This window comes from Geodermatophilus sp. SYSU D00815, from assembly GCF_054050035.1.
Genome location: NZ_JBJGYO010000001.1, coordinates 448,708 through 463,416 on the forward strand (window position 1 = coordinate 448,708; position 14,709 = coordinate 463,416).

The 14,709-nt window shown below is 75.5% G+C and carries 15 protein-coding genes; 12 read left to right on the plus strand and 3 right to left on the minus strand.

The window, feature by feature from the left end; all coding sequences use genetic code 11:
* Positions 1–62: 62 nt before the first annotated feature.
* On the minus strand, positions 63–632 hold the full coding sequence (locus ACI78S_RS02210) for an AMIN-like domain-containing (lipo)protein (protein WP_456970561.1): 570 nt from the start codon (positions 630–632) through the stop codon (positions 63–65).
* 319 nt (positions 633–951) lie between these two features.
* Here ACI78S_RS02210 and ACI78S_RS02215 point away from each other — a divergent pair, with 319 nt between their 5' ends.
* Genes ACI78S_RS02215 through ACI78S_RS02235 form a run of 5 tightly spaced genes read left to right on the plus strand, consistent with a single transcriptional unit; the run spans position 952 to position 6,036 of the window.
* The gene (locus tag ACI78S_RS02215) at positions 952–1,413 is read left to right on the plus strand and encodes a phosphate-starvation-inducible PsiE family protein (protein ID WP_456970562.1); all 462 of its coding nucleotides are present in this window, start codon (positions 952–954) and stop codon (positions 1,411–1,413) included.
* A 17-nt stretch (positions 1,414–1,430) separates the two neighbouring features.
* Positions 1,431–3,425 carry a thioredoxin domain-containing protein gene (locus ACI78S_RS02220; RefSeq protein ID WP_456970563.1) on the plus strand — a complete coding sequence of 665 codons (1,995 nt, stop codon included), beginning with the start codon at positions 1,431–1,433 and terminating at the stop codon, positions 3,423–3,425.
* Between the two features lie 59 nt (positions 3,426–3,484).
* Entirely contained in the window at positions 3,485–4,084 is a 600-nt protein-coding gene (locus ACI78S_RS02225) for a hypothetical protein (protein WP_456970564.1), read from the plus strand.
* A 19-nt stretch (positions 4,085–4,103) separates the two neighbouring features.
* The gene (locus ACI78S_RS02230; RefSeq protein ID WP_456970565.1) at positions 4,104–4,763 is read left to right on the plus strand and encodes a maleylpyruvate isomerase N-terminal domain-containing protein; all 660 of its coding nucleotides are present in this window, start codon (positions 4,104–4,106) and stop codon (positions 4,761–4,763) included.
* Positions 4,764–4,794: 31 nt separating this feature from the next.
* Positions 4,795–6,036 (plus strand): geranylgeranyl reductase family protein, encoded by a 1,242-nt coding sequence (locus tag ACI78S_RS02235; RefSeq protein ID WP_456970566.1) that lies wholly within the window; start codon positions 4,795–4,797, stop codon positions 6,034–6,036.
* A gap of 60 nt (positions 6,037–6,096) precedes the next feature.
* On the opposite strand, the gene trhA is transcribed toward ACI78S_RS02235, so the two are convergent.
* Entirely contained in the window at positions 6,097–6,909 is an 813-nt protein-coding gene (gene trhA, locus ACI78S_RS02240) for a PAQR family membrane homeostasis protein TrhA (RefSeq protein ID WP_456970567.1), read from the minus strand.
* A 135-nt stretch (positions 6,910–7,044) separates the two neighbouring features.
* Here trhA and ACI78S_RS02245 point away from each other — a divergent pair, with 135 nt between their 5' ends.
* The 7 genes from ACI78S_RS02245 (at position 7,045) to ACI78S_RS02275 (ending at position 13,540) form a co-directional block, all read left to right on the plus strand.
* Positions 7,045–7,824, plus strand: coding sequence for an isoprenyl transferase (locus tag ACI78S_RS02245; RefSeq protein ID WP_456970568.1), 780 nt, complete (start codon positions 7,045–7,047; stop codon positions 7,822–7,824).
* Between the two features lie 90 nt (positions 7,825–7,914).
* Entirely contained in the window at positions 7,915–9,120 is a 1,206-nt protein-coding gene (locus ACI78S_RS02250; protein ID WP_456970569.1) for a DUF885 domain-containing protein, read from the plus strand.
* Positions 9,121–9,126: 6 nt separating this feature from the next.
* Positions 9,127–9,552 (plus strand): hypothetical protein, encoded by a 426-nt coding sequence (locus ACI78S_RS02255; RefSeq protein ID WP_456970570.1) that lies wholly within the window; start codon positions 9,127–9,129, stop codon positions 9,550–9,552.
* A gap of 42 nt (positions 9,553–9,594) precedes the next feature.
* Positions 9,595–10,206, plus strand: a complete 612-nt coding sequence (locus ACI78S_RS02260) for a PadR family transcriptional regulator (RefSeq protein ID WP_456970571.1) — start codon at positions 9,595–9,597, stop codon at positions 10,204–10,206.
* Between the two features lie 33 nt (positions 10,207–10,239).
* The gene (locus ACI78S_RS02265) at positions 10,240–11,238 is read left to right on the plus strand and encodes an ATP-binding cassette domain-containing protein (protein ID WP_456970572.1); all 999 of its coding nucleotides are present in this window, start codon (positions 10,240–10,242) and stop codon (positions 11,236–11,238) included.
* Positions 11,235–12,011 carry an ABC transporter permease gene (locus ACI78S_RS02270; RefSeq protein WP_456970573.1) on the plus strand — a complete coding sequence of 259 codons (777 nt, stop codon included), beginning with the start codon at positions 11,235–11,237 and terminating at the stop codon, positions 12,009–12,011. Before ACI78S_RS02265 ends, ACI78S_RS02270 begins: the two co-directional genes overlap by 4 nt.
* Positions 12,012–12,244: 233 nt before the next feature.
* Complete coding sequence (locus ACI78S_RS02275) at positions 12,245–13,540, plus strand: PhoH family protein (RefSeq protein WP_456970574.1); 1,296 nt, start codon at positions 12,245–12,247, stop codon at positions 13,538–13,540.
* Positions 13,541–13,625: 85 nt separating this feature from the next.
* Here ACI78S_RS02275 and ACI78S_RS02280 read toward each other — a convergent pair whose 3' ends face one another.
* A complete protein-coding gene (locus ACI78S_RS02280; RefSeq protein WP_456970575.1) occupies positions 13,626–14,690 on the minus strand; it encodes a hypothetical protein in 1,065 nt (354 codons plus the stop codon).
* Between the last annotated feature and the right edge of the window lie 19 nt (positions 14,691–14,709).

Below are 14,709 nucleotides of genomic sequence, written 5' to 3' on the forward strand. Positions count from 1 at the left end.
CGGCCGGCCCCGGGAGGGGACCGGCCGCCGGGGGTGCGCCCGCTGCCGGGCGTGCGCGCCGTCTACCAGGCGTGCGCCACGTCGATCACCAGGCGGGGGCCCTGGTCGGAGTACGGCGCGCCGGCCAGGACGAACACCCGGAAGGGCAGGCGCGCGCGGACGCCGAGGCCGAAGTCGGTGCGGCCCTCGAACGAGCCGGCGAAGGCGACCTGGCGGAAGGTCCGGTAGCCGTCGACGGGGACGACCTCGCGGGTGGTCGGGCCGAACGTGGGGTCGCCGTTCTCGTCGTAGGCGGCCGCGCCGACGGTGACCTGCAGGCGCGCGCCCCCGCGCACCGGGATCACCGCGCCGGACCCGTCGGCGACGACCCGGTCGACGTAGCGGACCTGGTAGGACCGGAAGGCGTTGTCGCTGCTGCCGAGGTCGATGACCAGCCGGTCGTAGCAGCTGTGCCGGCCGGCGCGGACGTCGGTCACCACCTCGGCGTCGGTCCAGGAACCCGCTCCCTTCGCGAGCGAGCCCCAGGTGATGCCGCAGTACGGGCTCGCGGCGGCCTGTGCGGGGGCGCTCAGGGTGAGCGCTGCCAGGACGGTGGCGAGGACGAGGACGGCGGTTCGGAGAGTTCTTCTCATGGCGGCCTCCTGTGTGTGTGTGCGCCGCCGTCAGAATCCGCCGACACGCCTTCCACCGGAATGGGCAGAATCTCGCCATCGCGACGAACCGTGCGGTAACGAGTTGGCAGCAGTTGACCGGAAACGGGGCGTGGGACCGCTCGTTCCTGCGTGTTGTGTGCTAGCGCGACCCGGGCCTCACCCGCTGTGAGCGACACCCGGACCGGTGGCGGCCGTTCCCCGATCGGCTGACAGGGCGGTTCCTCCCTCCCCCCGCGGGCCGCCGCTGCCGAAAGATCGCTGCGTGACCGGGCGACCGCGGGACGAGGCGGAGTCACGCGTGCCCCCGCCCGGCTTCGGCCGGGTGGGTACGCGGGCGCTCGAGATCGCCGAGAACGTCGTCTACGCGGGCATCGCCGTCCTGCTGGTCGTCGCGGCGCTCGTCCTGCTGGCGCTGGCCGGCCGGACGGCGTGGACGGTGTTCCAGGACTTCTCGCAGGCCCCGCTGCTCGAGATGCTCGACGTCCTGCTGCTCGTCTTCATCGTCGTCGAGCTGCTGTTCGCCGTCCGCGCGACCGTGGAGCGGCGCGAGCTCGTCGCGGAGCCCTTCCTGATCATCGGGGTCATCGCCTCGATCAAGGAGATCGTCGTCCTGTCGGTCGAGGCCGCCGGCGTCGTCGGCCAGGGGGCCGACTTCGACGACCGGCTCGCCGAGATCGGCGTCCTCGGGGTGCTCGTGCTGCTCCTGGGCGTCACCTCGTGGCTGCTGCGCCGCAAGGAACGGGAGCCCGAGGAGGCCTGACGGGGTAGGGAGGGGGTGTGCCCAACCGACTCGCGCGGGCCACCAGCCCGTACCTGCTGCAGCACGCCGACAACCCCGTCGACTGGTGGGAGTGGGGGGAGGAGGCCTTCGCCGAGGCGCGCGCCCGCGACGTCCCGCTGCTGGTCTCGATCGGGTACGCGGCGTGCCACTGGTGCCACGTGATGGCCCACGAGTCGTTCGAGGACGAGGCCACCGCGGCGCAGATGAACGAGCACTTCGTCTGCGTGAAGGTCGACCGCGAGGAACGCCCGGACGTCGACGGCGTCTACATGACCGCGACCCAGGCGCTCACCGGGCACGGCGGCTGGCCGATGACCGTCTTCGCCACCCCCGACGGGCGCCCGTTCTACTGCGGGACCTACTTCCCGCCGCGGCCGGCGCACGGCATGCCCGCCTTCCGGCAGGTGCTCGCCGCGATGGCCGAGGCCTGGCGCACCAAGCGCGAGGAGGTCGAGGCCGCCGGCGGGCGGGTGGCCACCGCGATCGCCTCCCGGATCGAGCTGCCGCCCGCGCCGCTGTCGGCCGAGCTGCTCGACGCCGCCGTCGACGCGCTCGAGCGCACGTACGACGCCGCGGCCGGGGGCTTCGACAGCGCCCCCAAGTTCCCGCCGTCGATGGTGCTGGAGTTCCTCCTCCGCCACGCCGCCCGCACCGGCGACGAGCGGTCGCTGCGCATGGCGCGCGGCACGCTGGAGGCGATGGCCCGCGGCGGCATCCACGACCAGCTCGCCGGCGGGTTCGCCCGCTACTCGGTCGACGCCCGGTGGGTGGTGCCGCACTTCGAGAAGATGCTGTACGACAACGCGCTCCTGCTGCGCGTCTACCTGCACCTGTGGCGGGCGACGGGGGAGGAGTGGGCGCGGCGCGTCGCCGACGACACCGCGGGCTTCCTGCTCCGCGACCTGGCCACGACCGAGGGCGGGTTCGCCTCGGCGCTGGACGCCGACACCGACGGGGTGGAGGGGCTCACCTACGTCTGGACGCCGGCCCAGCTGGTCGAGGTGCTCGGCGAGGACGACGGCCGGTGGGCCGCCGAGGTCTTCGCGGTGACCGCGGCCGGCACCTTCGAGCACGGCGCGTCGACCCTGCAGCTGCTCCGCGACCCCGACGACGCGGCCCGGCTGGCCGACGTCCGGCGCCGGCTGACCGGGGCGCGGGCCCGGCGGCCGCAACCCGCTCGCGACGACAAGGTGGTGACCGCCTGGAACGGCCTGGCGATCGCCGCGCTCGCCGAGCACGGCGTGCTCACCGGTGCGGGCGCGTCGGTCGAGGCCGCCCGCCGCGCGGCCGAGCTGCTGGCCGGCGTGCACTGGGTCGACGGCCGGCTGCGCAGGGTGTCCCGGGGCGGCGTCGCGGGCGCCCCCGCCGGCGTGCTGGAGGACTACGGCGATCTCGCCGAGGGGCTGCTCGCCCTGCACCAGGCGACGGCCGAGGGCCGCTGGCTCGAGCTCGCCGGGGACCTGCTCGACGTCGTCGCCGGGCAGTTCGTGGACGCCGACGGCTGGCACGACACCGCCGCCGACGCCGAGGCGCTGGTGCACCGGCCGTTCGACCCCGCCGACGGACCCACCCCCGCGGGCGTCGCGGCCGCCGCGGGCGCGGCCGTGACCTACGGCGCCCTGGCCGGTTCGCCGCGGCACCGCGAGCTGGGCGAGGCGGCGCTCGCCCTGCTCGCCCGGCTGGTCGAGCGGGCGCCCCGGGCGGCCGGCTGGGCGGCGGCGGTCGGCGAGGCCCTGCTCGCCGGACCGCTCGAGGTGGCGGTGAGCGGTCCGGCGGGCCCGGAGCGCGACGCCCTCGCGTCGGCCGCCCGCGCGTCGACCAGCCCGGGCGCGGTCGTGGTGGTGGGGGAGCCCGACGCCCCCGGTGTCCCGCTGCTCGCCGGCCGGCCGCTCGTGGCCGGCCGGCCGGCGGCCTACGTCTGCCGGGGCTTCGTGTGCTCGGCGCCGGTCACCGACGTGTCCGCTCTCGGCGCAGCGATGGCACCTTCCTGAGGCCTCCGATCCGGCTTACGGTGCAACGGTGTAATCACCACGGACGCCGGGAGGGTGTCATGCACGCACATCGATTCGGCGGCGACCGCTTCGCCCGCGAGTTCGCCCGCGCCTGGGCCGGCAAGGGGCGGGGCCGCGCCGCCGAGGCGGGGCCGCCGGTGGACCGCGCCGAGGTGGCCGGCTGGTTCGCCGGGCGGCTGCCCGACGGCTGGTTCACCGCGCCGGTGGAGCTGGTGGTCGACCGCGACGAGATCACCGTCATCGGCACGCTGGCCGAGCCGGAACCCGGCGAGGGCGATCCGGGGGCGGCGCGGGCCGGGCGCATCGCGCGGTTCCGCGAGGAGACCCGCGAGCAGCGGATGGCGATCGCCGACGCGGCCCAGGAGCGGTACGGGCGGTCGGTCGCCTGGGGCGCGGTGTGCGGCGACGTGCGCGAGGTCTTCACCAACCTGTCGGTGCCGGTGATGACGCGTCTCCGGCAGCCCGAGCGGCTGGTCCTCGACACCCTCGTCGACGCCGGCGTCGCCCGGTCCCGGTCCGAGGCGCTCGCCTGGGCCGTCCGGCTGGTGGGCCGGCACACCGACGAGTGGCTCACCGAGCTGCGGGAGGCCATGGCGACGGTCGAGGAGGTCCGGGCCCGCGGGCCGGAGGTCGGCTGAGCGTGCCACGCTCAGGGGCATGGCCGAGCTCTGGGTGCTGCGGGCGGCCTACGGCGAGCTCGCCGGCGTCCTGGCCTCGCTGACCGCCGAGGAGCAGTGGCGGCCGACCGGGTGCACCGGCTGGTCGGTGCTCGACCTGGCGCTGCACCTGGTCGACGACGCGCACCGCGCGCTGGTCGCGCTCGCGACGCCGGCGGAGGGGCCGCCCGTGGTCGACGCGGTGGACTACTGGCGGCCCGACGCGCCGCCCTCCGGGGAGGACGCCGACGGACTGGTCGCCGTCCGCGTCGCCGCCGCGGTGCAGGGCGGGGTCGAGGTGCTGGCCCGGCGGTTCACCGCCGCCTCGGCGGCCGTGCTCGTGGCGGCCGGCCGGGTGCCGGCCGGCGAGCTGGTCGGCAACCAGGGGGCGCCGATGACCCTGCCCGACCTGGTCTCGACCCTCGTGGTCGAGGCGACCGTGCACCACCTGGACCTTGTCCGGCACCTCGACCGGCCGGGTCCGGTGGCCGGCCCGCTCGCCGAGGTGCGCCGGGTCTTCGAGGCGTTGTTCGGCGGGGCGTTCCCCGCCGGGTGGGACGACGCCACCGCCGCTCTGCGGGGGGCCGGCCGGGAGCCGCTGACCGAGGCCGACCGCGCGGCGCTCGGCGCCGCCGCCGAGCGCCTGCCGGTCCTCGGCTGATCCGCGCCGCCGAGCAGGGACACTGGTGGGCGTGACCGCCGCCGAGCCGACCTCGACCGACGTCCTCGTGGTCGGCGCGGGCCCGGCCGGGTCCGCCGCCGCGGCGTGGGCGGCCCGCGCGGGACGCGACGTCGTCCTGGCCGACGCGGCGGTGTTCCCGCGGGACAAGGCGTGCGGTGACGGGCTGACCCCGCGGGCGGTCGCCGAGCTCGAGCTGCTCGGCCTCGGGGAGTGGGTGCGCAAGCACGGGCGCAACCGCGGCCTGCGCGCCGCCGGCTTCGGCCAGGAGCTGCTGCTGCCCTGGCCGGGGGGCTCGCTGCCCGACCACGGCGGAGCCGTGCCGCGGACGGTGCTCGACGCGCGGATCCGCGAGGTCGCCCTCGCCGACGGCGCGCTGCCGGTCGAGCGGGCGCGGGCGGTCGACGTCGAGCGGGACGGGGACCGGGTCACCGGCGTCGTGTTCGACCGCGGCGACGGCGTGCGGACGACGATCCGCTGCTCCCACCTGGTGGTGGCCGACGGCGCCCGCTCCCCGCTGGGGCGGCTGCTCGGCCGCGAGTGGCACCGCGACACCGCCTACGGGGTCGCGGCGCGCGCCTACGTGCGCTCCGGCCGCAGCGACGACGAGTGGATCTCCTCGCACCTGGAGCTGCGCGGCGGCGACGGGGAGCTGCTGTCGGGCTACGGCTGGGTGTTCCCGCTCGGCGACGGCGAGGTCAACATCGGCGTCGGAACCCTCGCGACGGCGAAGCGGCCCGCCGGCGTGCAGCTGAAGGCGCTGCTGGACCTCTACGCCGACCGCCGGCGCGAGGACTGGCAGCTCGACGGGGACCTGCGCGCGCCGGCGTCGGCCCTGCTGCCGATGGGCGGGGCGGTCTCGGGGGTCGCGGGGCGCAACTGGGCGCTGGTCGGCGACGCCGCCGGCTGCGTCAACCCGCTCAACGGCGAGGGCATCGACTACGGCCTGGAGACCGGCCGCGACCTCGCCGGGCTGCTCGACGAGCCCGACTGGTCGGCCGCGTGGCCGGCGACGCTGCGCCGCAACTACGGCACCGCGTTCTCCATCGCCCGGCGGCTGGCCGGGCTGCTCACCGTGCCGCGGTTGCTCCCGGCGGCGGGCCCGGTCGGCATGCGCTCGCGGGCCCTGATGACCCTGGCGCTGCGCGTCATGGGCAACCTGGTCACCGACGAGGACACCGACGCCGTTGCCCGCCTCTGGCGCACCGCCGGCCGCTGGTCGCAGCGCCGCGACCCGCGCCCGCCCTGGACCTGACGGCCCTCCTGCAGGGGCCCGCCGCGAGCGCGCGAGCGGGAGGGGCAGGAGGGCGCTCCCTCAGATGAACGGGGAGTTGTACATCGCGAAGTAGACGGCGATGTAGTGGCAGATCGCCGCCACGACGGTCATCGCGTGGAAGACCTCGTGGTAGCCGAACACGCCGGGCCACGGGTTCGGCTTCTTGATCGCGTAGGCGATCCCGCCCAGCGTGTACAGCACCCCGCCCACGGCCAGCAGCACCAGCGAGGTCACCCCGGCGATGTGCAGGATGTCGGTGAGCACGAAGACGGCGACCCAGCCCAGCGCGACGTACAGCGGTACGCCGACCCAGCGCGGCGCCGTCGGCCAGGTGAGCTTGAGCGTGACGCCGGCCAGCGCACCGGCCCACACGACACCGAGCACCCAGTACCCGGTGGGGTCGTCGACGGCGAGCAGCGAGAACGGCGTGTAGGTGCCGGCGATGAACAGGAAGATCATCGAGTGGTCGAGCCGCTTCATGATCTTCCAGCCGCGCGGTGACCAGCGACGACGGTGGTAGAGGGCGCTGATGCCGAACAGCCCGCAGATGGTCAGCGAGTAGACGGCCACCGAGAACCCCGCCCGCGCCCCGAGGACCGAGGCCAGCGGGACGAGGACGGCGCCGGCGACGATCGCGCCGAAGAACGAGAACAGGTGCAGCCAGCCGCGCATCCGGGGGCGGGTGTCGGGGTGGTCCCAGTCGTCGTCGGCGAAGTCGGCGGCGGTCCACGCCTGCTCGACCCGCGCGCCCTCCTCGAGGACGGCGGTGACGGCCTGGTCGCGCGGGGCCTCGAGTTCCGCCCCGTCGGCCTCCACCCGGACGGGCTCGCGGTGATCGGGGAGAGCGCTCATGACCCGAGGTTACGGTCCCGTAGGTAGCGCGGCACCCGGAGGCCGCTGTGACCTTGCCGCCAGCGGCCGGGACGTGTCGCCGCAGGTGCGGGACGGGATGCGTGCGTAGCCGGACGGGGGCTTAGGGTGACCCCCGTGGGGGCGCGCCGGAGGGTCCGCGAGGTACTGACCCGGGTGTACGAACGGCGGCTGGCGCGAGCCCTGGAGGGCGCCGACGTCCCCCGCCACGTCGGCGTGATCATCGACGGCAACCGGCGGTGGGCCCGCGAGATGGGGCTCGAGGACGTCAGCGAGGGGCACCGCCGCGGCGCGGACACGATCGCCGACTTCCTCGACTGGTGCGACGAGGCCGGCGTCGAGGTCGTCACGATCTTCATGCTGTCCACCGACAACCTCTCCCGCCCGGAGCCCGAGCTGCTCCCCCTGCTGCGGATCATCGAGGGCGTCGTCACCGACCTCTCCGCCGTCCACCGGCGCTGGCACCTGCGCGCGGTGGGGGCGCTGGAGCTGCTGCCGGCCGAGACGGTCGCCGTCCTCAAGGAGGCCGAGGAGCTCACCTGCGACCGGCCCGGCGCCACGGTCAACCTCGCCGTCGGCTACGGGGGACGGCGCGAGATCGCCGACGCCGTCCGCTCCCTGCTGGCCGAGCACAGCGAGCGCGGCACGTCCCTCGACGAGCTGGTCGAGGTCCTCGACGTCGAGCACATCGCCGAACACCTCTACACCCGCGGTCAGCCCGACCCCGACCTGATCATCCGCACCAGCGGGGAGCAGCGCCTGTCGGGCTTCCTGCTCTGGCAGACCGCGCACTCGGAGTTCTACTTCACCGACGTGTACTGGCCCGACTTCCGCCGGGTCGACTTCCTGCGTGCGCTGCGCGACTACTCCGCACGGCATCGTCGTTTCGGCGGCTGACGGCGCCCGGGCGGAGCCTCGGGCGGACGCGCGCGGGACGCGAGGGCACCGCGAGGCGCCGTCGCTCCTGCTCCTGACAGACTCCCCGGCATGGTCGACGTCCCCCTGGAGTACGTGCGTCTGGGCCTGCGCTTCGACCGGCTCGAGTCCGGCTTCGTCGACGCCTACACCGGCGACCCCCGCATCCGCGCGGAGGTGCTGGACGAGCCGGCGCCCACCCCGCAGCAGCTCCGCGACCAGGCCCGCGGCCTGATGCGCGAGCTCGACTCCACCGGCCTGACCGCCGAGCGGACGGCGTTCCTGCGCGGCCAGCTGACCGGCCTGGAGTGCACCGCCCGCAAGATGAGCGGCGAGCCGGTCGGCTTCGTCGACGAGGTGGCGGCCTACTTCCAGGTCGACGTCGAGCTCGGCGATCCCGCGGTGTACGCGGCCGCGCACGCCGAGCTGGACACGCTGCTGCCCGGCTCGGGCCCGCTGGCCGAGCGCTACGCCGTCCACCGCCGGCGGGAGGAGTGCCCGCCGGCCCGGCTGGAGGAGGCGGTGCTCGCGCTGTCCAGCGCGCTGCGCGACCGGGTCCGCCGCGACTACGGCCTGCCCGAGGCCGAGACGGTCACCTACGAGGTCGTCACCGACCAGCCGTGGTCGGGCTTCAACTACTACGAGGGCGACTTCCGCTCCCGCGTGGCCATCAACGCCGACCTGCCGCACCGGCTCGGCCAGCTGCCGCGCCTGGTCGCGCACGAGTCCTACCCCGGCCACCACACCGAGCACTGCCGCAAGGAGCAGGGCCTGGTCGAGAAGGCCGGCCGGGTCGAGCACACCGTCTTCCTGGTCAACACCCCGGAGTGCCTCATGGCCGAGGGCCTGGCCGACCTCGGCGTCGAGGCGTCGATCGGCGACGGGTGGGGCCCGTGGGCGGCGGAGATCCTGGGGGACCTCGGCCTGCGGCTGGACGGCGAGCTCGCCGAGCGGGTCGCCATCGCGGCGGCGCCGCTGAACCGGGTCCGCCAGGACGCCGCGATCCTGCTGCACGACCGCGGGGCCGACGCCGCCGAGGTGACCGCGTACCTGCAGCGCTGGTCGCTGGTCAGCGCCGAGCGGGCCGCCCAGCAGCTGCGGTTCCTCACCCACCCGCTGTGGCGCGCCTACATCTCCACCTACGTCGAGGGCTTCGACCTGCTCTCGCGCTGGCTGGCCGACCGGCCGGACGGGCAGCCCGTCGCCGACCGCTTCCTCCGGCTGCTCGACGAGCCGCTCACCCCGGCCGGGATCGCCGGCGAGCTGCGGACCGTTTGAACCGGCATGGCACGGCGCACCCCGCGGCAGTCCCGCGCCCTGGGTCTGTGGACGGCGGCGTGGCTGTTCGGGCTGCTGCTGGTGCTGCTGCTGTGGCTGGGCGATCCGGCGCTGCAGTGGCCGGTCCTGCTCGTGCCCGCGCTGTGGGCCGTCGTCGCCGCCCGTCCCCGGCGGGGGAGCGCCGCCGTCCGGCGCCGTCCGGCCGAGCGGTGGGACGACGACCCCGACGACTGGCCGCCCGTCGACGACGACTGGCCGCCGGCCGCGGACGACCGCCCACGGGCCCGCGACGCGTGGCCGCGGGCCGACGACCGGGCGCGGCCGCCGTCGCCGCGCGAGCCGCGGCGGCAGCCGCGCGAGCCGCGGCGGCAGCCGCCCACCCGTGAGCTGCCGTGGCTGCCCGAGGTGCCCCGGGATCGCCGGGAGGAGTGAGCCCGCTGTCCGCGACGGCCGCCCGCGCGGCACAGTGAGCGCATGTCCACCACGCGGCTGCTGCTGCTCGGGGCGGTCCGGATCTTCCAGCCGGTCCACGGCTACCTGCTGCGCCGGGAGCTGCTGAGCTGGCAGGTGGAGGACTGGGCGCACGTCAAGCCGGGCTCGATCTACTCCGGGCTGCGCACCCTGGCCGGGCGCGGCCTCGTCGAGGAGCTGCCCGGCGACCCGGTCTCCTACCGGCTCACCGCCGACGGCGAGGTCGAGTACCGCCGGCTCCTCGACGCCGCACTGCGCCGGCCCGAGCCGGGAGACCCGAGCCGGCTGCTGGCCGGCCTCTGCTTCTTCACGACGCTGCCGCGCGCCGAGGTGCGGGAGGCGCTGCGCGCTCGCGACCTGGTGCTGGAGGCGACGGCCTCGCGGATGGGGGCCGCCGTGCGCGACGTCGAGGCCTCGCGGCTGGCCCCGGCGAGCACGGTCGAGCTGTTCCACGTCACCCGCGCGTGGGTCGACGGCGAGCGGGCCTGGGTGCGCGAGGTCTGCGCGCGCCTGGACGCCGGGCACTACCGCTTCGCCGGCGAGGAGCCCGGCCCGGACCTCCCGGTCGAGGGGGTCTGGCCGCCCGCCGTCCTCGCCCCGCCGAAAAGCGCTTGACCGCCGGGTAGTCAAACTTGAATACTCCGCGGCGTGATCCACGCCCGCGGGCTCGCCCGCACGTTCCGGAGGAAGAAGCAGGAGATCCACGCCGTCGCCGGGGTGGACCTCGACGTCGAGGCCGGCGAGATCGTCGGCTTCCTCGGCCCCAACGGGGCCGGGAAGACCACCACCCTGCGCATGCTCACCACGCTGCTGGTGCCCACGGCGGGCACCGCCACCGTCGCCGGCTGCGACCTGCTCGCCGACCCGGTGGGCGTCCGCCGCCGGATCGGCTACGTGTCGCAGAGCGGCTCGACCCAGCCCGAGGCCCTCGCCGGGGAGGAGGTCGTCGACCACGCCCGGCTGTACGGCATGAGCACCGCCGACGCCACCGCCCGCGGCCAGCGGCTGTTCCGCGAGCTCGACCTCGACGGGCTGTGGGACCGCAAGCCCAAGGCGATGTCCGGCGGCCAGCGACGCCGCCTCGACATCGCGATGGGGCTGGTGCACGAGCCCGGCCTCGTGTTCCTCGACGAGCCGACCACCGGCCTGGACCCGCAGGCGCGGGCCAACCTGTGGCAGCACATCCGCGGCCTGCGGGAGGAGCGGGGGACGACGGTCTTCCTCACCACCCACTACCTCGACGAGGCCGACGCGCTCTGCGACCGCATCCTCGTCATCGACCACGGCGCGATCGTCGCCTCCGGGACGCCGGACGCGCTGAAGTCCGGGGTCGGCGGGGACGTCGTCACCGTGACCGCCGCCCGCGCCGAGCAGGCCGGCGAGGTGGCCCGGCTGGTCGCCGGCCTGCCCGGCGCCGAGCCGCCGCAGGTGCACGACGACCGGGTGGTCGGCCGGGTGCCCAATGGCGGCGCCGCGCTGGTGCGCCTGGTCCGCGAGCTGGACGCCGCCGGCATCGAGGTGGCCGGGATCGAGAGCCGCCGGCCGAGCCTGGACGACGTCTTCCTCGGCCTGACCGGCCGGTCCCTGCGCGAGGAGGGCGCCGCGCCCGGCGCCGACGTCCCCGAACCGGAAGGAGCCCTGCGATGACCGCGCCCGCCGCGACCAGCAGCATCGCCCGGGACACCTGGACGATCTTCGCCCGGGCCATGCGGCTGTCGCTGCGCAACCCGGCGTGGGTGGTCATCGGCCTCACCCAGCCGGTGCTCTACATCCTGCTGTTCGGGCCGCTGCTCGAGCCGCTGTCCGGGCAGCTCGGCTCGGGCAACGCCTACCAGATCTTCGTGCCGGGGATCCTGGTCCAGCTGGGCATCTTCGGCGCGCTGTTCGTCGGCTTCGGGCTGATCGCCGAGTGGCGGGCCGGCGTCGTCGAGAGCCAGCGGGTCACCCCGGCCAGCCGGACGGCGCTGCTGCTCGGCCGCGTGCTGCGCGACGTCGTCGTCCTGCTGGTGCAGGGCACCCTGCTCGTGGTGGTGTCGATCCCGCTGGGCCTGCGGGCCCCGCTCGTGGGCGTCCTGCTGACGCTGCTGGTGATCGCGCTGCTCGGCGCGGCCTTCTCGGCCGTGTCCTACGCGCTGGCGCTGACGCTCAAGAGCGAGGACGCGTTCGCCCCGCTGCTCAACGCGGTCGTGCTCCCGGTGCTGCTGCTGTCGGGGATCCTGCTCCCCATGAGCCTCGCCCCCGGGTGGCTGCAGGGCATCAGCGACGTCGTCCCGCTCAAGCACGTCGTCGAGGGCGCGCGGTCGCTGTTCCTCGGCGACTACACCAGCGGCACGGTGTGGTGGGGGCTCGGGCTCACCGCGGCGATGGCGGCGCTCGGCTGGTGGTTCGGCGTCCGGAGGTTCCGCCGCGAGTCCAGTTGATGCGACTGGGGCGGGTGGTTCCCTCGCAGGGGGGACACGCCGCCTGCTCGTCACGCAGTTGTCACCGGGCAGTCCTACCGTCCCCCGTGGAGGGCGAGCTCACCTCGTCCTCCACGGGAGGCCCGGTTGGTGCTGACGAGTTCGTCGACCAGGGGGGCCGGTGCCCGGCCCCTGCGCCGGGGCCCGGTTCCCTTCGAGCCGGGGCGCAGCACGCGCCCCTCGGGAGTCGACTCGTGAGTACTCGCCGCACGTACGTCCTCGACACCTCCGTCCTCCTCTCCGACCCGGGCGCCCTCACGCGCTTCGGCGACTCCGACGTGGTGCTCCCGCTCGTCGTGATCGGGGAGCTGGAGGACAAGCGCAACCACCCCGAGCTGGGCTGGTTCGCCCGTCAGGCGCTGCGGATCCTCGACGACCTGCGGGTCGCCCACGGCCGGCTCGACGCCCCGGTGCCGGTCGGCGACGCCGGCGGCACCCTGCACGTCGAGCTCAACCACAGCGACGCCTCGGCGCTGCCGGCCGGGTTCCGCAACGACAGCAACGACTCGCGGATCATGGTCGTGGCGCTCAACCTGCGGGCCGAGGGCCGCGACGTCTGCCTGATCACCAAGGACGTGCCGCTGCGGGTCAAGGCCGCCGCCGTCGGCCTGGACACCGACGAGTACCGGGCGCTGGACGCCGTCGACGCCGGCTGGACCGGCATGGCCGAGCTGTCGCTCGACGACGCCGAGCTCGACACCCTCTACGACGACGGCGAGGTCTTCGTGGCCGGCGCCGCCGAGCTGCCCACGCACACCGGCCTGGTGCTGCTGTCCTCCCGCGGCTCGGCGCTGGGGCGGGTCACCCCCGACAAGCAGGTGCGGCTGGTGCGCGGCGACCGCGAGGCGTTCGGGCTGCACGGGCGCTCGGCCGAGCAGCGGGTGGCGCTGGACCTGCTGCTCGACCCCGAGATCGGCATCGTCTCCCTGGGCGGGCGGGCCGGCACCGGCAAGTCCGCGCTGGCGCTGTGCGCCGGCCTGGAGTCGGTGATGGAGCGGCGGGCGCACAAGAAGGTGGTCATCTTCCGGCCGCTGTACGCCGTGGGCGGTCAGGAGCTGGGCTACCTGCCCGGCAGCGAGGGCGAGAAGATGTCGCCCTGGGCGCAGGCGGTCTACGACACCCTCGGCGCGCTGGTCTCCACGGACGTGCTCGACGAGATCGCCGCGCGCGACCTCATCGAGGTGCTGCCGCTGACCCACATCCGCGGCCGCTCGCTGCACGACTCCTTCGTGATCGTCGACGAGGCGCAGTCGCTCGAGCGCGGCGTGCTGCTCACCGTGCTCTCCCGGCTCGGCAGCGGCTCGCGCGTGGTGCTCACCCACGACGTGGCGCAGCGCGACAACCTCCGCGTCGGCCGGCACGACGGCGTCACCGCCGTGGTCGAGAGCCTCAAGGGCCACCCGCTGTTCGCCCACGTGACCCTGACCCGCTCCGAGCGCTCCGCGATCGCCGCGCTGGTCACCGAGATGCTGGAGGACCTCCCCCTGTAGGGCGCTGCGGCCCGCTCCTGGGGTCGATCTCGCGCTCCTGGGGTCCTGCAGGACCCCGCCGGCGCGAGTCCGACCCCAGGAGCGCTCACCGTGCGGCACGTCGCAGCGCGCGCTCCACGCGTGCACCGAGCACCTGCGGGCGTTGCAGCTCGCCCCAGGTCCACCGCACGACGGGGTGGCCCTCCGCGCGGATCGCGTCCTCGCGCCGCTTCTCCTCGAAGACGGCGTCGCCGGGTTCCTGGCCCGGGCGCAGGGCGCGGCCGTACTTGACCCGGCCGTCGAACTCGCCGACCAGCCCGTGCTCCTCCCACACGAAGTCGGTCCGGGCCACGAACCGGCCCTCCGGCGTGTGGATGCGGAACTGGAGGCCGGAGGGCGCCAGCCCGAGGCGGGCGAGCAGGACCCGGCTGCGGCTCTCGCCGACGCTCTCGCTGCGGCCGTCGGCGAACCGCACCGCGCGGGCGGCGGCCCGGCTACCGGGCGCACCCACGGCGTCCAGCAACCGTGTCCGCAGCTCTTCGGCGGCGAGCCGCTGCGCGTGCAGCGCGGCGTCCAGGACGACGACGGCGGCCTCGTGGGGCAGGCTGCGCGCAAGGTCGAGGGCGGTCCGGACCACGCTCGTCACCGCCACGCCGTCGACCTCCCGCACCTCGTCGTCGCGCAGGCGGGCGACGTGGGCGACGAGGACCGGGCTGGTGTCGTTCCACGCCGGAGGCCGGCGCGTGACGTGGACGCGGTCCAGCCGCACGCCCCACAGCGGCAGCCCGTGCAGGACCGCGGCGGACTGGTGGCTGACGACGGCCGGACGGCGCAGCTGGCTCAGCGTGGCGTGGACGAGCAGCCGGTGCCGGCCGGCGACGTCGCCGGGGAGGAGGCCGTCGACGTAGGCGCCGCGACGCAGCTTCGCCAGGGACGAGTTGCGGACCAGCCGGGCCAGCTCGTCGTCGGAGTAGCCGGCGGACAGCGCGGTCCGGCGCAGGACCAGGGGTGGAGGTCGGCCATGGCGCGACCGTGCCGGTCCCGCGGGCCTCCCGGCGCCGCGGGCACGAGGTCGTGGACGAGCGCTGCGCCTGTGGACGAGCCACGTGAGCCGCGGTCGGTCCTGGAGTCGACCTCGTGCCGGTGGGGTCCTGCAGCGCCCCGGCAGCACGAGTGGGACCCCCGGAGGG